The organism is Paenibacillus pasadenensis (genome assembly GCF_023715725.1).
Taxonomy (GTDB): domain Bacteria; phylum Bacillota; class Bacilli; order Paenibacillales; family Paenibacillaceae; genus Paenibacillus_O; species Paenibacillus_O pasadenensis_A.
Map to the genome: position 1 here is coordinate 865,422 of NZ_JAMBOT010000001.1, position 17,136 is coordinate 882,557.

Annotated in this window: 20 protein-coding genes and 1 riboswitch; of the genes, 2 read left to right on the forward strand and 18 right to left on the reverse strand. The window is 53.4% G+C overall.

Annotated features, from left to right (window positions below; translation table 11 throughout):
- Positions 1-8 precede the first annotated feature (8 nt).
- Genes M3223_RS03945 through M3223_RS03965 form a run of 5 tightly spaced genes read right to left on the reverse strand, consistent with a single transcriptional unit; the run spans position 9 to position 3,889 of the window.
- Entirely contained in the window at positions 9-782 is a 774-nt protein-coding gene (locus M3223_RS03945) for an SDR family NAD(P)-dependent oxidoreductase (RefSeq protein ID WP_251559141.1), read from the reverse strand.
- 24 nt (positions 783-806) lie between these two features.
- Positions 807-1,244 (reverse strand): RbsD/FucU family protein, encoded by a 438-nt coding sequence (locus M3223_RS03950; RefSeq protein WP_251559143.1) that lies wholly within the window; start codon positions 1,242-1,244, stop codon positions 807-809.
- Positions 1,238-2,359, reverse strand: coding sequence for a Gfo/Idh/MocA family protein (locus M3223_RS03955; protein ID WP_251559145.1), 1,122 nt, complete (start codon positions 2,357-2,359; stop codon positions 1,238-1,240). The genes M3223_RS03950 and M3223_RS03955 overlap by 7 nt, the downstream gene beginning before the upstream one ends.
- A 19-nt stretch (positions 2,360-2,378) precedes the next feature.
- Complete coding sequence (locus M3223_RS03960) at positions 2,379-3,557, reverse strand: UxaA family hydrolase (protein WP_251559147.1); 1,179 nt, start codon at positions 3,555-3,557, stop codon at positions 2,379-2,381.
- Positions 3,554-3,889, reverse strand: a complete 336-nt coding sequence (locus M3223_RS03965; protein ID WP_251559149.1) for a UxaA family hydrolase — start codon at positions 3,887-3,889, stop codon at positions 3,554-3,556. The genes M3223_RS03960 and M3223_RS03965 overlap by 4 nt, the downstream gene beginning before the upstream one ends.
- Positions 3,890-4,023: 134 nt before the next feature.
- Between M3223_RS03965 and M3223_RS03970 the strand changes: the two genes are divergently transcribed.
- Positions 4,024-5,034 (forward strand): LacI family DNA-binding transcriptional regulator, encoded by a 1,011-nt coding sequence (locus M3223_RS03970; protein ID WP_251559151.1) that lies wholly within the window; start codon positions 4,024-4,026, stop codon positions 5,032-5,034.
- A 123-nt stretch (positions 5,035-5,157) separates the two neighbouring features.
- Here M3223_RS03970 and M3223_RS24420 read toward each other — a convergent pair whose 3' ends face one another.
- The 3 genes from M3223_RS24420 to M3223_RS03985 all read right to left on the reverse strand — a co-directional run bounded on the left by M3223_RS24420 (position 5,158) and on the right by M3223_RS03985 (position 6,758).
- Positions 5,158-5,835 carry a carbonate dehydratase gene (locus tag M3223_RS24420; protein ID WP_251559154.1) on the reverse strand — a complete coding sequence of 226 codons (678 nt, stop codon included), beginning with the start codon at positions 5,833-5,835 and terminating at the stop codon, positions 5,158-5,160.
- Positions 5,836-5,962: 127 nt separating this feature from the next.
- Positions 5,963-6,106, reverse strand: coding sequence for a hypothetical protein (locus tag M3223_RS03980; protein ID WP_251559156.1), 144 nt, complete (start codon positions 6,104-6,106; stop codon positions 5,963-5,965).
- 160 nt (positions 6,107-6,266) lie between these two features.
- Positions 6,267-6,758 (reverse strand): C40 family peptidase, encoded by a 492-nt coding sequence (locus M3223_RS03985; protein ID WP_251559158.1) that lies wholly within the window; start codon positions 6,756-6,758, stop codon positions 6,267-6,269.
- Positions 6,759-6,763: 5 nt separating this feature from the next.
- Positions 6,764-6,897: riboswitch (cyclic di-AMP (ydaO/yuaA leader) on the reverse strand.
- A 94-nt stretch (positions 6,898-6,991) separates the two neighbouring features.
- On the opposite strand from M3223_RS03985, the gene M3223_RS03990 reads away from it, so the two are divergent.
- Entirely contained in the window at positions 6,992-7,210 is a 219-nt protein-coding gene (locus tag M3223_RS03990; protein ID WP_251559159.1) for a hypothetical protein, read from the forward strand.
- A gap of 21 nt (positions 7,211-7,231) precedes the next feature.
- Here the strand turns inward: M3223_RS03990 and M3223_RS03995 are convergent, their stop codons facing one another.
- From M3223_RS03995 to M3223_RS04040, 10 genes are all read right to left on the reverse strand, one after another.
- Positions 7,232-7,900: an N-acetylmuramoyl-L-alanine amidase gene (locus tag M3223_RS03995; RefSeq protein ID WP_251559161.1), complete on the reverse strand. Its 669-nt coding sequence runs from the start codon at positions 7,898-7,900 to the stop codon at positions 7,232-7,234.
- Positions 7,897-8,181, reverse strand: coding sequence for a phage holin family protein (locus M3223_RS04000; RefSeq protein WP_353057666.1), 285 nt, complete (start codon positions 8,179-8,181; stop codon positions 7,897-7,899). Before M3223_RS04000 ends, M3223_RS03995 begins: the two co-directional genes overlap by 4 nt.
- A gap of 15 nt (positions 8,182-8,196) precedes the next feature.
- Complete coding sequence (locus M3223_RS04005) at positions 8,197-8,538, reverse strand: hypothetical protein (RefSeq protein WP_251559162.1); 342 nt, start codon at positions 8,536-8,538, stop codon at positions 8,197-8,199.
- Between the two features lie 17 nt (positions 8,539-8,555).
- Positions 8,556-12,137: a hypothetical protein gene (locus tag M3223_RS04010; protein ID WP_251559164.1), complete on the reverse strand. Its 3,582-nt coding sequence runs from the start codon at positions 12,135-12,137 to the stop codon at positions 8,556-8,558.
- Positions 12,138-12,152: 15 nt separating this feature from the next.
- Positions 12,153-12,410: a transglycosylase SLT domain-containing protein gene (locus M3223_RS04015; protein ID WP_251559165.1), complete on the reverse strand. Its 258-nt coding sequence runs from the start codon at positions 12,408-12,410 to the stop codon at positions 12,153-12,155.
- Positions 12,411-12,535: 125 nt separating this feature from the next.
- Positions 12,536-14,047 (reverse strand): hypothetical protein, encoded by a 1,512-nt coding sequence (locus M3223_RS04020; protein WP_251559168.1) that lies wholly within the window; start codon positions 14,045-14,047, stop codon positions 12,536-12,538.
- Between the two features lie 56 nt (positions 14,048-14,103).
- Positions 14,104-14,712: a hypothetical protein gene (locus M3223_RS04025; RefSeq protein ID WP_251559170.1), complete on the reverse strand. Its 609-nt coding sequence runs from the start codon at positions 14,710-14,712 to the stop codon at positions 14,104-14,106.
- 34 nt (positions 14,713-14,746) lie between these two features.
- Positions 14,747-15,523: a hypothetical protein gene (locus M3223_RS04030; RefSeq protein ID WP_251559171.1), complete on the reverse strand. Its 777-nt coding sequence runs from the start codon at positions 15,521-15,523 to the stop codon at positions 14,747-14,749.
- Positions 15,510-15,728, reverse strand: coding sequence for a hypothetical protein (locus M3223_RS04035; protein ID WP_251559172.1), 219 nt, complete (start codon positions 15,726-15,728; stop codon positions 15,510-15,512). Before M3223_RS04035 ends, M3223_RS04030 begins: the two co-directional genes overlap by 14 nt.
- Positions 15,729-15,740: 12 nt before the next feature.
- Positions 15,741-17,132 carry a hypothetical protein gene (locus M3223_RS04040; protein ID WP_251559174.1) on the reverse strand — a complete coding sequence of 464 codons (1,392 nt, stop codon included), beginning with the start codon at positions 17,130-17,132 and terminating at the stop codon, positions 15,741-15,743.
- Between the last annotated feature and the right edge of the window lie 4 nt (positions 17,133-17,136).

Genomic DNA, 17,136 nt, shown 5'->3' on the forward strand with positions numbered 1-17,136 from the left:
GTCAAATGTTAAGCGTTTTTCCCAAACACGACGCCGCCGTCGATATAAAGCGGCGAGCCCATCATAAACTTCGACTCGTCGGAGGCCAGGAACAACGCTCCGTCCGCCACATCCTCCGGGCGGCCAAGATCGCCGCTCAGCTGGCGCTTGCGGATGCCGGCAAGACCCTCTTCCGGGTCGCTGTACGATTCCTGCAAGTATTTTTCTACAAACGGGGTCAAAATCGTGCCCGGCAGCAGAGCGTTCACGCGAATGCCGTATTCCGCATAATCCACCTGCATGGACTTCGTGAGCGCCAGCACCGCTCCCTTGGTCGCGGCATAGGATGCGCGGCGGGCAAGCCCGATTTCGGCAATACAGGAGGACATATTGATAATAACGCCGCTGCGGCGCTCCATCATGGACGGCAGCACGTACTTGCTCGGCAAAAACGTGCCGCGAATGTTGACGTTCATGACGCGGTCCCAGGCGTCAGGCTCCAGCTCATGAAGCGCGCCAACGCCGCTGATGCCCGCATTGTTAAACAGCACATCGATCCTTCCGAACTTGTCCAGCGCTTCAGTCGCCATAGCCTGCGCCGATCCGGGATCGGTAACGTCGCAGCGAATCGCATAACCTTGCCCGCCCGCTTCCGTCAGAAGCGTTACCGTTTCGTCGGCAGCCTCCTTGTTCAGATCGGCTACAACAACGATGGCCCCCTCCGCCGCGAAGCGCAGCGCCGTGCTGCGTCCGATGCCGGAGCCCGCTCCGGTAATCAGGGTAATTTTATCCTTCAGTCTCATGCTCGTCTCTCCCTCGCTCTTGAGCTAGTTTTGCGGCCGGACGACACCTTTGGACAGGATCAAATTGGCGTATTGGGCCGATTCGCCCGTTGCGACCACGGCATACGCTTTGCGCGCCCGGTCGTAAAACGCAAACCGTTCCAGCTCTGAAATCGGCACCTCGCGTCCTTCATGGCGGTTCAACAGCTCGCGGTATTTGTCCCAAATGACCGGCACAACCGGATCGCCAGGCACAACGCTCATCACCGCCGCAGGCGATTCAATATAATCGTCGACGGGAAGCAGTTCCAGTATGGCGTCCAGCAGCTCAGGAATAGAATGACCGTCGGCGCGAATGAGCCGGGCTGCGGTGGAATCGGCCGGGAAATTGCCGTCGGCCAGTACCAGCTCGTCTCCATGCCCCATCGAACGGAGCACGGCCAGCAGCTCTGGCGACAGTATTGCGGGAATGCCTTTTAACATAATGAATCAGTCTCCTCTTGGGCGATTTCCTGAAGCGTAACAGGACGGTTCTCTTGCATGGAACGATACGCGGCAAACACGAGCTGCATCGTTTCCAAATTGTCAGCCACACTATTCTCAGGCTCACGCTCTTCCTCGATCGCTCGCAGCAGTTCGCCCATCGTGCCAAGGAACGCATCCGGGAACCATTTGCCATGCAGCTGAGGCGTGAACCAGTAATCCCGGTGAATCAGCTTGGAGTGAAACTGCAGCGTATCCTCCCGGCCGATCGGATAGTTGTACAACGAGCCGTTTGTGCCCTTAATGATTCCTTGCGTGCCTTCAAAGCGGAAGGTTGCATGCCAATCTTCTTCCCCGGCGATATGGTTATGGTTGTCGTGAATGAGCGCGCGCGCTTCTCCGGGGAACTTCAAATGCAGCATCGTACGGGTCTCGCCAACGGTCTGTTGACCCGGGAAGCGGGCTCCGTCCGCATAAATGTATTCCGGCGTGCCAAACAGAAACCGAATACTATCGAGATAATGAATGCTATGATACATCACTTCCAGCGTCGGCATTTCTCTCAGCCAGCCCCAGTTGGCAAACTCCTGTTTAACGTTGACGGAAATCGTCGCCTGCAGCGGCTCGCCAAGCCACCCCCGCTGCATAATCGTATGGCTGGCGCGAATGCCGGGGGACCAGCGCATCTGCTGATTGACCGCTCCCTTGACGCCATGCTCGCGGCAAGCCCGCTCGATAGCTGCAGCCTCCGCATAAGTTTCGGCAAGCGGCTTTTGGCAGAGGATATGTTTGCCTGCTCGTGCGGCCAGCCGTGCGATGTCCGGCTGCGCTTTGGCCGGAATCGCAATGTCCACAACCTTGACGTCCGGATCCTCCAGCAGCTCCTCCAGAGTCCCGTATGCTCGCGACAGCCCAAATGCGGTCGCTAAGCTCTGTGCGCGCTGCTTATCCAAGTCAAAAATGCCGACAACGTTTAATCCGCCCATCCGGTAAGCAGGCAAATGGCAGGATGCCACTATTTCGCCCGCTCCAATAATGGCGATGCCCATGCTGCGGTTTTTCGGCAGCTTCGGTTTATAGTCCAAGTCGAGCCAGGCTCGGTCTGCTTCCTTCATCGTTCAGCTATCCTCCTCATTACAGGCTTGGCCCGATGCGATTAATAGAAAACTCCTGATGGCCGAGAATTTCCGCCTTTGTCAGCTTGCCGTCCGCAACTTCAATTATTTCCTGCCACACCCGCTCGCCGGCTTCTTCCAGCGGCAGCGATCCGTCCAGCATTGGACTTACGTCGACGTCCATATTGTCTTCCATCAGCTTGAACGTACGCCCGTTTCCGGTAATTTTGATGACGGGAATAACCGCTGCTCCAGTCGGCGTGCCGCGCCCTGTCGTGAAGCAGACGATGTGGGCTCCAGCCGCCGCCATGCCGGAGACGCATTCAATATCGTTTCCTGGGGAATCCATAAAATAAAGCCCGCCCTCAGGCAGCTGCTCCGCATATTCAATTACGCCGAGAATCGGAGAAGTGCCGCATTTGCTAATGCAGCCGAGCGACTTTTCTTCAATGGTGGATAATCCGCCGGCGATATTGCCAGGGCTCGGATTGCCGCCGCGCATGTCAGCGCCCATACGCTCCACCTCGCGTTCAAAACGGTCCACGATATGGTACAGCTGCTCTTTGATTACCGGCTCGGCGCAGCGTTCGGCAAGAACATGCTCGGCGCCGATAATTTCCGTCGTTTCGCCAATTACGATCGTACCGCCCTCGCGTACGAGCGAATCAGCAGCAGCGCCAAGAGCCGGATTGGAGGCCAGGCCTGACGTGGCGTCGGAGCCGCCGCATTTGACACCAACCTTTAGGCGGGACAGCGGAATCGGCACCTTGGGTTGCATGTGCAGCTTCGCCTGCAGCTCGCGCGCAAGCTTCGCTCCATGCTCAATTGCTTTAATGGAGCCGCCGACACTTTGAATGTCGAACCATTCGACAGGTTTACCGGTAACTCTGATTTTGTCAGCCAGCGCTTGAGGATCAACGACTTCGCAGCCAAGGCTGATGATCAGCACGGCTCCTACGTTCGGATTCATGCCTGTTCCAGCCAGCACGTCGAACGTCCGGTCCTTGTCCGCACCAATCTGGCTGCAGCCATGCTGATGGGGTACGGCAATGGCGCCTGGCACAAGCTGGGAAACGCGGCTGCTGACCTGATTGGAGCAAATGACCGTCGGGATAATAAGCAGATGATTGCGAATGCCGACGTCTCCATTTTCCCGTTCATAACCCATAAAAGTTGCTTGTTTGCTGCCCGCTGTCATAACGCGCCGCCTCCTTCTTTTGCTTCGGCCTGGTCGCCCCTGCCCCGAATGCCTTCGATATTGTGAACATGCACATGGCGGCCAGCTTCAATAAACGCCACCGACCTGCCGATGACCTCTCCGTATTTGCGAACTTCCGTGCCTTCAGAAATATCCGAAACGGCCAGCTTATGCCCAAAAGAAACCGCTTCCAGCAACGTAACTGAGCCCGCCTTGCCCCCTGCCTGATAACGGACGACTTCGCCCGCCTGCAAATCCCGCAGCGCCGTCGCGACATGATCTCGTGCGTCCATCACGATCGCATCCGCGCCGGCTGGTAAGGAATGATCCATGCTTTTGCCTCCTTGAAGATACTTCGCACAATTTGTGTTATCGATAACTCTAATTTAACGTCGGAATTCCTTGCTGTCAATGGGGTCGTTTCGATACAATAAGAACAATGTATTGTCCCGACGGAGGAGCATCCATGATTACTATTTACGATATCGCCCGCGAGGCCGGAGTGTCTGCCATGACCGTATCTCGCGTTATCAATAACACAGGAAGAGTTAGCGATAAAACCCGCCGCCGCGTGAAACAGGTCATGGAGGATCTCCATTATGTGCCCAACTCTAACGCGCGCAGCCTCGTCCTGCAAAAAACGAACATCCTCTCCCTGCTCATTACCGATATTGCCAATCCCTTTTATACAACGCTTGCCCGGGGAGCGGAGGATACGGCCAAACGGCTCGGCTACCGGCTGCTGTTCGGCAATAGCGATGAGAATTACGCCAAGGAGAAGGACTATGTAGACATGATTTTGTCCACGCGCGTGGATGGCGTTCTTTTTGCTCCGGCCGGAGACGGCTCGGCGGCCCATCTGCAGCAGCTGGAAAAACACCGGATTCCTTTTGTGCTGCTGGACCGCGACGTGCCAGGCATAACAGCCGACCGGATTATCGGGGAAAGCCGCGACGGGGCGCGCAAGCTCGTTGAGCATCTGTTCCAGCTCGGCCACACGCGCATTGCGCTCATCAATGGCTCGGAGGATGTATCCACTGCGCGCGAACGCCATGCCGGCTACCGGGAAGCGCTAAAGCTGAACGATCTGCCTTATGACGAGAAGCTTGTTCTGCATCTTGGTTACCGGGAAGAGGCGGAACGAGATTTTCTGGAGCAATTGCTGGCGCAGAACAAGCCGCCTACCGCCATTTTTGCCGCCAACAACTTTATCGCCCTTAGCGTTATTCAGTCCCTGCGCGGTATCGGCTTGTCCGTCCCGGAGGATCTTTCCGTTGTCTGCTTCGACGACTTGGGCTTTGCCTCCGTATTGAACCCTTTCCTTACGGTAGCGGCGCAGCCGGCTTACCAATTCGGGGCGCTCGGCATGGAACGGCTTGTGGACCTGATTGAAAACGGCAGCAGTTCAGGCCCCCGCACCATTATTTTGCCATCCGAGCTGATTGTCCGCTCCTCGAGCCGCAGGCTGGAGGTTTAATTGGGACATGAAAAAGAGGCTGCGCCTTCCATAAAGGCAGCGGCCTCTTGCTGCTGAATGAGGAAGAGCGCTGAAAATAAAAATAACAAGAAATACTGAACATACAATTAACCAAACGAGGCTCTATTTATTTGATCTTGTTTTTTTGGCATACATAGCGGCGTATCCCTTATACAACTGTCTGAACGTGGAGTACAAAACGCGGTATCTATCGACATATTCCTGAGTTACCTCTTCAAGCGCATCCGCTTCTGCTTGCGTGCTGACGGTAGCGCCATGCGGGATGAATCGGTTAGGGGCAATCGTGACGTTCCGGATTGTCGCGCCCGCGGAGATGAAACAGCCGTCTCCGATCGTGGAATAAAAAATGGTCGTTTGCGATCCAACAACGACGCGGCTCCCAATGTAGCTCGTTCCGTTAATAATCGCTCCGTGAGAGAGGACTGATTTTTTGCCGATATAAATCGTATACGGTTCAGGTCCGTCCATATTTTTTTCTTCACCGAACAAAACGACTCCGATGGAAAGACTGACATCCGAGTCGACCAAAACAGGACCGCCTAAATCCCCGCTAATCGATACATTTTGGGCCAAAAACACATTGTCGCGGATGCTTACATTTCCCGTCACGCTGGAACTCGGACCAATAAACGCGCTCTTGCAGATTTTTGGATAATACTGAGTCGGGGATAACTTCGTTTTAGGATTTTGACTAATAATTCTAGTGAATGCATTTACCGGTCCAATCGGATTTTTACGGCGGGTTTTCGCTTGCTTGGAAGACTTTACCGCTTTTTTCACCTACCAAAACTCCTTTGACTGAATATTTTCTATCCGTCATTACTATATGTAAGTTTTGGTAGATGGACCGATTCAAACGCCTATTCCATAGATATAAAATACAAGATAAGCGGGGTCAAACCGCCTCCTAACCCGGTTTATCCGATTTTCTGAGCTCATCCGTAAATTCTTTAAGCAGCTTCCGGCTCTCTCGCAGCTCTTTAATGATGGAGTACTGGTTCGAAATGATATACAAAAAGCCTACGGCTAACAAAATCAATATAAATAGCAAGCTGAGCCCTCCTCGTTATGATATGCAGTCTCTGTCTTATTTCAATGTTATTTCCAGCATTTCCTTTCAACCATGTAATCCATTCAACAAAAAACAAAAGGAGCCGCCCCTATCAACCGGGACCAGCTCCTTTGTATGTATGGACAGTGCAGCGGTGCGTTTATTCTCCCGCTACGTCTTCTCCGTCGTCATCCTCGCCGATCATCGTCATGTAGTCTTCGCCAGTTACAACGCGGCGAGCTGTTACATAACGCTTGGCATAGTAGGAATCGGACAGCGCCGTGTAACGGACGCCTTTGCTGGACGAGTGAGCGAACTTGCCGTCGCCGACATAAATTCCGGCATGAGAAATGCCTTTGCCGCTTGTGTTAAAAAACACCAGATCTCCTGGACGCAGGTCGGACTTGTCCACCTTTGTGCCGGTCTTCGCTTGCGACTTCGATGTGCGAGGCAGCTTTACGTCAAACTGATTAAAAATGTGACGGACAAAACCAGAGCAATCAAAACCGGCCGTAGTCGTGCCGCCGTATTTGTACGGCGTTCCAATAACCTTTTTGATGGCGCTGTCGAGATCGGGCGTGCTTGCAAATGCGCTAGTGCTAAACGTAAGAAGTAAAATCAGACCTAATACGGACAAGACGGCTTTCTTCACAAAAATTGTTCTCCCTTCAGATGCCTACGAAGTTAGCTGTGGGTTCGGTAGAAGGTTCCCTAGAATCCTCTCTTGCAAGATTCATTCACCCGGAGTGGTTCCCCCGTTTTTCTTCTCGAAAATTCGGCATGTTGTTTCATGATTTTTTGTTAAGGTTAATATTCGTAGTTTCTTGTCGAATCCCTCCTCATTTTTTATTAGAACTCTTTCATAATTCATATGATTGAAGAACTATGCAGGTACTTGCAGATCATTGCAGTTCGTTCCGCCTTATCGCCATAGCGACGCGGTATGAGTGCAAAGTCCTGCAAATCGCTGCAAAGGTGGATATCTTGTTCGGCACCATCTTTGGCACCAAAAATAAAAAGCTGGCACCAAGAATGGCACCAAGCGGCACCTTCTCATTTTATGTCGAAACGGTGACAAATCAGAAAAAAGCCCACTTCCAATGAAGGAAGCAGGCAGGACTTACGTTATACATACATCTTCTTTGTCTCATTATCCCAATCCACCGGCAGCCCCAACCCCCGTACAATATCCGCCACCGGCGCGACAAGCTTGCCGTCCTCGATCTTACCGATGGCCAGCAGCTTACCGTCCGACTTGCGGACAACCTTTGGCACCATTTCAATCACCGACTTCACCTCCGGCTTAATCTTTGAATGCACCATCGCCTTGAACGCCTCCCAACCAGTCCATTTTCCACCGTCATACATGAGCCGCGGGCAAATCTTGCCGCTCCAGTCAAAGTGCCGCCGTAACCGATCCACGCCCCAACCGCGCTCCTGAAGCATCTTGGCGACAAGCTCAGCCGCATTAACGAGTGTCTTCGCGTAATTACCGCTCTCGCAAATCTCTATGCCTATGCTTGTCCGATTCCCACTCCGCGCGCCGCTGCCATCTCCAGCGTGCCAGGCATGCTCTGTTAGCGGAATGCACTCCACCGCCTCGCGCTCGTCAATGACAATATGATAGCTAGCCTGCCGAGTATTGCCCGGATTGGTCAGCCAGCTCCGCTCATTGGCTGCCGTACTCTTGGCGTTACCGGTGTTATGGATGGTAATCGTCTCGGCCTGCATTGGCACGCCAGGACGCCGCTTGCACGTCGTCGTCAACGGGATATGGTCGATACGGTAATTCATCGGGCACCATCTCCTTCCGCTGCCTTGGTTGTTTGCTTGACAATCTGATACCCAAACACAGCAACCGCTGCACAAAGGACACCTTGAATAATACTCATGACTGTCCAATCAAGCAGCATACAAGTCATCAACAGGCTGACCAGCGTCACAATGTAAATGATTGACCAATTCGGTATTTTTGGCGTCTGCTTCAGCACGTAACCTAGAATCCAACAAACAGCTAACACTCCGGCCAATTCCGGTTTAATAAGCGCATTGATAATAGTCCAGTCCATCGTCATTATCGCCATTCTCCTCTATTGTACAAATTTGAATGCAAAGCTCAGGAAAGCAACTCCTAAGCTAATGAGTGTGCATGCCGTTGTGATGATATACTTCTGATTTTGTTTCATTTTATCCATTTCATCCTTCAATTCTTCTTTATCGTCTTTCAATTCAGCTTCCATCTTGTCGAGCCGTTTATGAGCAGAGCGTGTGCTTTGGGCCGCTTCTTTTGCTGTATCGTCAGAGGATTCAAGACGATCTACCAACCGCCCTACACTTGTAGCCATTTCACTTAATGCTCGGGTGTTGGCTTCCTGCAATGTCTCCAATTTAGCTACCTGAATTACTAAAGTACTCACTTGTGCATCATGCATCTCGCCACCCCTATTCTTTATCTCTGAATTTCTCTAACATCCCGTATTTCTACGTCATTGGCTTTCAGGTACTGGATATACTCCTGCAGCTTTTTCAGTTCATCAAGCTGGTTGTAAAACTGGAACTTCTCGTAGTCATAAGGCTTGATCGGCAACGCTAGGCCCAACGATGGATTCAGATATTGCCGCTCCATATCGCTGCTGTCCGGCACCTTCGTTAAGCTGGACACCGCCCGAACCGGTTGGCCTCCGAGTGACTCCATGGCGTATGCGAGCTTTGGATCGAGTCCAATCTCGCCTAAGCCTGGAATTCCGTAATTCGTCGTTTGCCCGGCGAACTTCTCAATGTCCTTGTTCCGGAAGAAATCACGGTTCGTCGCCAGCTCGATCGGCAGCGTGATCGGCTCCGCGAAGCTATCCGTAATCATCTTGATTGGGTTGGACAGCTTCGTTAGGTCACCAATTGGTAGGTTGAGGCCGAGCATATACCCCTTTCCGCCGTCGCCGCTAATCGGCACTGCGAAAGATTCCTTCATATAATCAGGTGTATTGCTGTCGTCCATCCCCTGCATTTCAATGGCGTTGTCACGCGCCTTTTCCAGCGCCGCATATCGGGCAGGGTGCATAGCGAAGTTCGCCACCTGGAAAGGAATGTTATTCCGCATCCACCGATAAAACGGAATGACCCGTGCGAAAATCTGCCGCTCCGCCGGAGTGATGTCCTGATAATCGAAGTGTGCCTGCCGGACCTTCGCCGCCGCCTGCTCTGGTGACAAGCCTTTTGTCCGCGCCCATTTGTACAGAGCGTATTTGTTTGTCGCATCACTAAATTCAGCGGCATTCCTTATTGGGTTTCCAACGATTGGCGTGTACCGTTTCAAACGGCTGGAGCTAGCCTTCTCCACTTCTTTGTTCAGTGCCTTTGCTGGATCTGCGCTGTTTAAAAATTCCGCACTGGTCTGGCCGCCACCAAGTCCCTGACGGTAAAATTCGTCCAGCATCTCGCTTCGTTTACCACCCTCACGGCCGGCCTTCTCCACCTCACTCATTGCCTGCTTGGTGTACTTGACCAGCGAAGCCGGGTTCGTCATTCCTGCCAAATAGTTCTGCGCAAGCGCGCCGGCCGCGTTCCGGATGACGTAGTTCGGACTGGCGAGAGCAAGCTTCTTCCATCCATTCATCATGGCGTCGTAACCTTTCAGGAAGGCGTTCATTCCCTCGTCGGTTGTAAGCTGCTGGTAGCGGTCCAGCAAACCCTTAGCCGCTTTGGTCACCAGGTACTGTCCGCCAACTTCATAGGTGAGCGGGAGCCCGTCTGCATCCGCCAGCGCATTTTCACCCTGCCGCAAAAACGTGTAGTTGTTGGAATCGATGATGATCTCTCCACGACCTGGCGTGACCTTCTCACCTTTCTCGATTTTGCGTGCGTAGTTCGGATTATTCAGGACTTCCCGCCGCAGTTTGACAGCATGGATGTAATCGATAAGCTGCCGCTGCCCCTGAGCCGACGCAAAAAAAGCGTTAGGCTCGAAAAACTCCCGGCCCAGCCGCTCATTGATATCCTCGACACTGCCAGTGAGTTCCCGCTGAGCCAGTACCTTCTTACTCGGCTGAGCAGCTCCGAAGCGGCCCTGATCCACCTTGACGGCCTGACCAATCCCCTTCGCCCGTGCCTCCCGCTCCGCTTGGCTGAGAGTATGTTTCATGTAACCTTCGAGCTCGCTGATTTCGATTCCAGCTTCACGCGCATAGTCACGGATGGTTTGATTGAATTCTATGAGGCTGCGAGCGGCGGATTGGATTCCAGCGTCTTGCGACAACTCCCGCGCCGCCCGCTCAGCCGGCTGCGTCTGTACGACCTGGTTATCCGCCGCGGCTCGCAACTGGTCGATAGAATCTTGAAGACTACGGACGCCCTCTCTGCCAGCAGACAAAGTCGCATCTCGCTCCGTTCGCAAGCTCCCAAGTTGCTCTTCCAACGTCCGGCGCTGATCTGTCAAACCGGCATAGTTCGGATGCCTAGCCACTGCGGATACGATGCCCTCCTCAGCCATCGCCGCCATATCTTTGTCCGCGAGGCCCTGAAGGGATTGCTGCAGCGTTTCCCGTGCCGCAGCCAGCGCCGCCCGCTGTTCATCGAAGTGTTCGAACGCACCTTCCCGCTCAGCCCGGCGCGCCGCCATATCTCCAAGCGTGGCGTCATCCATCTTTTTCGGCTGCCGTGCGACGTGTTCTAATTCCTGCAGCAGTTCGTCTCCACTGGTGTATCCCATCTCATCCGCGAGCTCGTCGATATTCCGACCACCGTCACGAACAATACCTTGTAAACTCTTTGGCAGAGCCGACACGTCATAGTCTGTTAAACGGATTCCAGCCGGAGCGAATTGCCGGACCTGCTTCAACAGATCAAATTGAGCGCCGTGATTGTCACGGAACTCCTTCTTGTACCGCTTAAGCAGAGCGTCTTGGGCCTTGTCCAATCCCGTGAGCTGCGAGTCAATGCGGCTTATTTCTTTGGTCGCCTCCACCACATTCCTCGCGTGGTTCCTCTCGACTTCGCTTCCGGCCGTTCTCGCCACCCGCTCGTATAAACTGCGGAGCTTGTCATTCGTCTGGTTGAGTCCGCCTGCTAGTTCAAGTTCCGCTCGCTTGTAGTCCTTGGTCTTTTTACCCAAGTCCGCGCCCGCATCGCGCAGGGCTGACTTCTGGCCTTGAAGTTGGTCCAGCACAGCGCGGCGGTCCTTGACGAACTCACCGCTTGGTAGCTCGAAGCCCGGCACATCCTCAAACTGCTTCAGCGGAGCCTCCATAATCCGGCCGACGTCTGTTCCCGCATCCACACCACCTGCTTTTTGCACCGCGTCCACCACACCACGGAAAGACTGGTCCTGCATGTAGCGTCTGGCGTTCTCCGTCTGTTGGTACAGCGATCCAAGTGTGTCGTCAGTGCCGCCGCCGAGCGTCCGGTCGATCCCGTAGCGCGGGACGAACATATTTCCCAGCGCATCCTTGGCGTTCTCCGCTGCCGGCTTCAATACGTTCTCACTCAGCCGACCAAACGCCGGAATCTTCTCAGCTGCTTTGTATCCGAGCTTGGCACCGGCCACCGCCGGGGCTGCTGCAGCCTTCGCCCCTTTGAGCAGCACGCCGCCCGGGACATACGTAAGAGGGTCTGCCACCATATCAATTCCGAACCCAAGCAACCCTTTGGCGTATTTGTTCTGAACCCCCATGTTCTCCACGATGTCCTGACCGCTGTACTTTTCCTTGCCGCTGAATCCCTTCCAGGCGTTGGAGAGTGAGTTTTCACCAGTCTGCGCGCCGATAATTGCTCCTTCAACGGCCTGCATGGGTCGGCCGAGAACGTCAAGTACGTCAAATAGAACATTCTGTTTCTGCGGCAAATTAAGGCTTTTCTCCAACCAATTTCGTTGATCGCTGTCTTCCACTTTTTTGCCGGAATCCTCAATGCGAAGTTTCGCATTATTAATTTGATTCTGGAGCTTTTCGAAGTCGAGCTCGTCTTCGGCCTTCTTTTTCTGTGCGGCATTAAAGCGGGCGAATCCTCGCCCGCCGCCGCCACTCGATGCGAATGGCACACGATCCCCTCCTCGTTAGTACCATTTGTTTTTATCCCAAAATTGCAGTGCTTTGGTAGGATTTCCATACCTATCCGTCACGTACTGAATGCCTGCCAACGTCTGCTGGTATGGATCGCTCCAATCCACTTTGTTGCCTCCGTAGTTTTTACGCGTTCCATCCAAAAACTGAAATAACCCCGCAGCCGATGACTTGGGATTGTCAGCGTTAGGGTTATAACTGGATTCTCGTCCAACTAATTCAAGCAATGGATCAAGCCACTCTTGAGACATTCCTTTTTCTTCAAGCGCTCGGCTGATTAACTGCCTGGATTGTTGATATCCTTTGTGGTCTGTGCCGAACTGAGCGGTCTTCCAATAATTCGTATAGCCTCCGCTGCCGCTTTTGGCGGAGGATGTTACTTTCCCCCGCTACCTCCGCCAATTTGTGGGCCATAGAGTGTTTTCCAATCTTGGTAGCTGACGCCGGCCGACTTACCCTGTGGGCTCCGATACCAAGACTTCCAGTCCATCTCCGGGTAGCCCTTACCCTCAGTTTTGTATGCTGTATCAGCCTGCTTCTTCGTTGGCAATTTCGCCAGCTCCTCTTTGCTCAATTTAGATACATCAATCGGAGCCATATTCTTGCTGGCCTGTCCAACAAGCGCTTTAAGTGACGCTGCTTCATCGCCTGAGTAGAATCCATACTGCATATCCTCATCAATCTGTTTCAGCGCCTGAGCTGGAGTCATGCCGCCGCTGCGTAGTGCCTCGATGAGTCCCTGCTGTTCTTCTTGTAACTTTTGATTTCCCGATTGCGATTGCGTGATTAAATCTTGTTGCTGCTGGTAGGCAAGTTGGTCACGCCGGTATGCTTCGTCTAGCCACATATTTTGTTGCTGCACGCTGAGCTGATCATAATTCAACCCCATTTGTTCAGCGAATTGGCGTGCATCCTCCTGCATTTTTTGCTGGAATTGAGAATCATTGACACGATCCCGACCTGCTTGATACTGGCGATTGTAAGCAGTGTTCGCTTGTTCCTGTTCAAACTGCTTTTGCTGCACCGTCTTTTGGCCGTTTCCAAATTGACCAATTGCATTCCCGTATTGGAAACGCTGATTCCATGCCGCCTGTTCGTCAGCTTTCGCATCACGGCCAGCCTGATAGTTTCGGTCATAGGTCGTGTCGGCGCGGCCTGTTGAGTACTCCAGCAAACTGGCGAGATTAGCAAGCTCTGCTTGTTGTCGGGAATCCGTTAGTCCTTGTTGCCCAGTGAGAGCAGAGAGGTAACTTCCCAGGTTCGCCAGTTTCTGCTGCTGAGTTGCCTGATTCGCCGCAGTAAGTTGTGGCACGACTTGCATCTGCATGTATTCGTTTTGGTCATTCTGTATACGCTGCGCCCGTTCCGCCAAGTTGGTGGAGCGGCCAAATCCAGCTGCACCCATTGCTTCTTGCGCTGCACGAGTGCTTGCCTGGGATGCACGCGCTGCCTGAGCCTCGTACGCAGCATAGGAAGGATCGGCATAAACGTTGTAAGGTGTTGGGTTCTGAATCAGCCCGAGGTACTGTGCCAGCGTGTCTTGTACCTGCTGATCGTAGGGGTTAGCATTCGGAGTCTGAACCGCGTTACGATAAGCGGACGCATCTTTATTCACTTGTGCTTGAGAAGAGTAATTCCCCCAAGCTGGAGCCCAAGAATCGCCGTTTGCATACGACACACCGCCGACAATCTTATCAGGCTTGAGAAAATTCTGGCCGTTTACTGTAACGTATCCGGTCGCCTTGTTCCAACCGATCTGGCTCGGGTCGACGCCTGACTTAATGAGTTGGTCGCGCACACCGAGCATATTCGCTGGAGCAGCACCGGCTGCTGCCGTTTGATTGGCTGTAGCCGTCGTTTTGAGAACTGGTTGGGTATTAACAGCCATTTTCATCCTCCTTTCTAATGAAAAAGAGCCTGCGCGTTGGCAGACTCTTTGGGTTATTAAGGATTTATTTTTGTGATGAATTCTTTGAACTCAGGATGTCCGATGACAAAGTCGTCAAGTGCAGCTGCGGCTACAGCAAGATCCGCCTTGGTAGCCTCAAGATTTTGTTTCTCCGTTTCAAGGTTTACAAGTAAAATGTCCAGGTACCGCTGCTCGCGCGCCTTTGCCTCTGGCGTTGGCGCCGTATCGACTTTAGCCTGCTGCCGGACAACGAGCGTCCCTTGCATGTTCGTCACGATCTTCGCTTGGGACGCCTCGCTCCGAAGAAGCAAATAGTGAGCCTGATTTAACCGGTTGAATTCGGCCGTATTGGCGTCGAGTTCTGACTGCTCCTGCTTGGCGATGCTGGCGAGGTCCTGCGCGTTACTCGACAAGATGATTCCTCCCTTACTTACTTCCGCTTCGAGATCAAGCGCATCCGCCACCGCACGTACCGGGAGATAACTTACACCACCAGTGACCACAGCGGTACCAACCGATTTCCCATCCAAGGACACGGACATGACTTTCTCAATCTTTGCTCCGATAAGTCCGGCTGCTCCGAAAGCTGTGGTGGTAAGTGAGATTAGCAGCCCAACAACGATGCCGGCGACGAATTTTTTCATCTCAATCTCCTGCCTCTTCCATGTTTTCCTTTATCTACGACTGAACATGCGTATGCGTTCCAGCCGGTACCCATGTCACTGATCCTCCACCAACAACCATAAGCTGCGTCCCGAACGGAATGCCGTGATTATGCGCCCCGTCTGGACCTGTCGGCATGCCAACACTAGCTTTACCAGCAAGAGCAGTTTGCAGCGTCTCTCCATCCATCACTGACAGAACCGAACTCCAACCTGGAACTTGAATGTAACCTGAAGAGGTGTCGAACAGGTCTAAAATGATATTGTCGCCTTGTAGCGTGAGATCCCGCCCGGCGTTAATATAAAGCGAATCACTGCCGAGGTATACAGCTGCAACGGTCGGCATATCAACGAATAATAAAGCTGGAGTGCTAGATAGTGGATCAAGCACACTCATCTGGACATATTCGGTTGCAGACGCGTATGCACTGAACAGATTGCTGTCCGGATCCAACTCAAGTTTCGGATACCCAAGCCGAGACTGCACAAGCACCTCAGTCAGTGTGAGTTTCCCGTGAATGTCCGCTGTCAGCGTGTCAAACACTCCGTTGTTAATTACCATACCCGTTCCGTCTATTTTGACATAGGCACCGCCGGTCAGATCGCTTCGGATCGTTACCACACTGGCGTCGATTGTGCCGGCATAGATGGAATCAGCCCGGATACGCTTCACGTTTAAGTCATCGAGATTCTGGAGCAGCCAGTCCAGGTCCCGCTGCAACTTCACCACGTAGTCCGTGATTTGCTTCGAACTCGGGTTATCTCCGAGTTCCGGTAGGCTAGGCGTCGGCATTAGCACCCCCGCCTCTCAGCGCCTCAATCGCGGTTGCCGCATCATCCAAGCCCTTAATGCGCTTCAGACGTTCGTCCACCGCTGCGTCATCGCCAGCTGCTCGCAGTGCAACCACATCGAGGTAGTAACTGAACCGCTTGGCGGCATACTCCTGCAGCCGTTGATCGAGCATTTTATCCTGCTGCTCTTTGCTCAAGATGTACATGCCATTCCCTCCTCACCGCTGGACGCGGCAGACTTTGAAATACCGCTGCATTTGCAATATTGTCACCCGTCCGGATCCGTAGATGCGGAACTGTGCGTAGTTGGTGAGTGGTAGCGTATCAAGCGGGATGATAAAATTCCGGTTCGCTGCAGCCGTCGAAGCTGGCGGTCCAGAATAGGAGATCGTCCGCCATGTCGCCCCCTGGTCTGTGCTGTACTCGACGGACACGCTGCTGCCGGTTGGGAAGACGCCCTGCAAATGCAGCTCCTTGTATTGCTTTTCCGCCTCTGGGTACCCCTCATCAAAAACGCCCGTAGTTAGCCCCCAGGTGATTGAACCACCGTTATCCGTTTCGCCGTTGTTCACGGTCCAAACTTGCCCGGCCGCGTCACCGGCGTATACCTTGCCAGCGAACTGCCAGCCGCGTCGGTAGTTTTCATTCGTATTGGCCTCTCTCCAAATATTAACACGAGGATCGTAGACCAGGCGCACGTCCGGTTCACTACTCCCGCCAGTTGGGATGCAAAGATAATATTTCAAACCGTCCGTGAATGCGCATGCTTTGTCGATGGCGTTCCAGTTAATTTTATTCAGCCAACCGCGAACCTTCTCACCCACTGGCGACGGCTTGCCGCCCTGGTGTGCGTAGACATCATGCTCACCGAGCCAGAACAGCGTGTCGCCGACTTCGACGACCGTCTTGCCGCTGACGCAACCGATATCGTTGCTGACGGAAACCAAGGCGAAATTGAAATAGCTTGTGCCTTTTATTACGGCCATGCTGTCCCGCTTCCAAACCCACTTGTCTCCATAGAATTCTCGCAGCGCCGTAATGTAGCCGCCGTTCGGTGTGTAGTATTGCACGGACCCGCTGTCCTCGGCAGCTGTCCAGTTGTCACCGTCTTGAAATTTGGAAAAGTAGATTGTATCCCCTTCAGCCAGCCAGAGTCGGACATTGTCGTTTGTGATGAACTTGGCGCCTGCGGGAGGGCTGCCACCGATTGCTGAAGCAGTTGAGCCATCCCATTTTATTTTGTCCGTTCCGTTCACCAAGTACAGTTTGTCATTAAAATTCGTGGCGTCCCACTCCGCCGCAGTGTAGGAGCCGATGTTTGTCCAACTCCCGGCCCCTGCATCGTACTGCAGCGTGCCGCCGACCGCCCGGACCATCTGCTGCCGGGCAAAGTTGGTAAGGAGCAGCGTCGCCGCACCGCCGGAGCTGCCATATGATGTACGCCCTTTCCGAACTGTGAGCGCTGGTAATTGGTCCGTGTCGAAACCGTATTCCTCGGCCGATTCGTTGTCGCCAATCTCAAACGGCGCGGTCCCATTGTTGAGTCCGCCTCCAAATTGGGACTCTGCGCGCTGCGTGCGGTTGGCTTGTCCTTGATATAATGCACCCATTCCT

Coding starts and splice junctions, on each gene's coding strand:
- M3223_RS03945 (WP_251559141.1), bottom strand. CDS start 782: ATGAGACTGAAGGATAAAATTACCCTGATTACCGGAGCGGGCTCCGGC.
- M3223_RS03950 (WP_251559143.1), bottom strand. CDS start 1,244: ATGTTAAAAGGCATTCCCGCAATACTGTCGCCAGAGCTGCTGGCCGTG.
- M3223_RS03955 (WP_251559145.1), bottom strand. CDS start 2,359: ATGAAGGAAGCAGACCGAGCCTGGCTCGACTTGGACTATAAACCGAAG.
- M3223_RS03960 (WP_251559147.1), bottom strand. CDS start 3,557: ATGACAGCGGGCAGCAAACAAGCAACTTTTATGGGTTATGAACGGGAA.
- M3223_RS03965 (WP_251559149.1), bottom strand. CDS start 3,889: ATGGATCATTCCTTACCAGCCGGCGCGGATGCGATCGTGATGGACGCA.
- M3223_RS03970 (WP_251559151.1), top strand. CDS start 4,024: ATGATTACTATTTACGATATCGCCCGCGAGGCCGGAGTGTCTGCCATG.
- M3223_RS03990 (WP_251559159.1), top strand. CDS start 6,992: ATGCAGGTACTTGCAGATCATTGCAGTTCGTTCCGCCTTATCGCCATA.
- M3223_RS03995 (WP_251559161.1), bottom strand. CDS start 7,900: ATGAATTACCGTATCGACCATATCCCGTTGACGACGACGTGCAAGCGG.
- M3223_RS04000 (WP_353057666.1), bottom strand. CDS start 8,181: ATGACGATGGACTGGACTATTATCAATGCGCTTATTAAACCGGAATTG.
- M3223_RS04005 (WP_251559162.1), bottom strand. CDS start 8,538: ATGCATGATGCACAAGTGAGTACTTTAGTAATTCAGGTAGCTAAATTG.
- M3223_RS04015 (WP_251559165.1), bottom strand. CDS start 12,410: ATGTCTCAAGAGTGGCTTGATCCATTGCTTGAATTAGTTGGACGAGAA.
- M3223_RS04020 (WP_251559168.1), bottom strand. CDS start 14,047: ATGGCTGTTAATACCCAACCAGTTCTCAAAACGACGGCTACAGCCAAT.
- M3223_RS04025 (WP_251559170.1), bottom strand. CDS start 14,712: ATGAAAAAATTCGTCGCCGGCATCGTTGTTGGGCTGCTAATCTCACTT.
- M3223_RS04030 (WP_251559171.1), bottom strand. CDS start 15,523: ATGCCGACGCCTAGCCTACCGGAACTCGGAGATAACCCGAGTTCGAAG.
- M3223_RS04035 (WP_251559172.1), bottom strand. CDS start 15,728: ATGTACATCTTGAGCAAAGAGCAGCAGGATAAAATGCTCGATCAACGG.
- M3223_RS04040 (WP_251559174.1), bottom strand. CDS start 17,132: ATGGGTGCATTATATCAAGGACAAGCCAACCGCACGCAGCGCGCAGAG.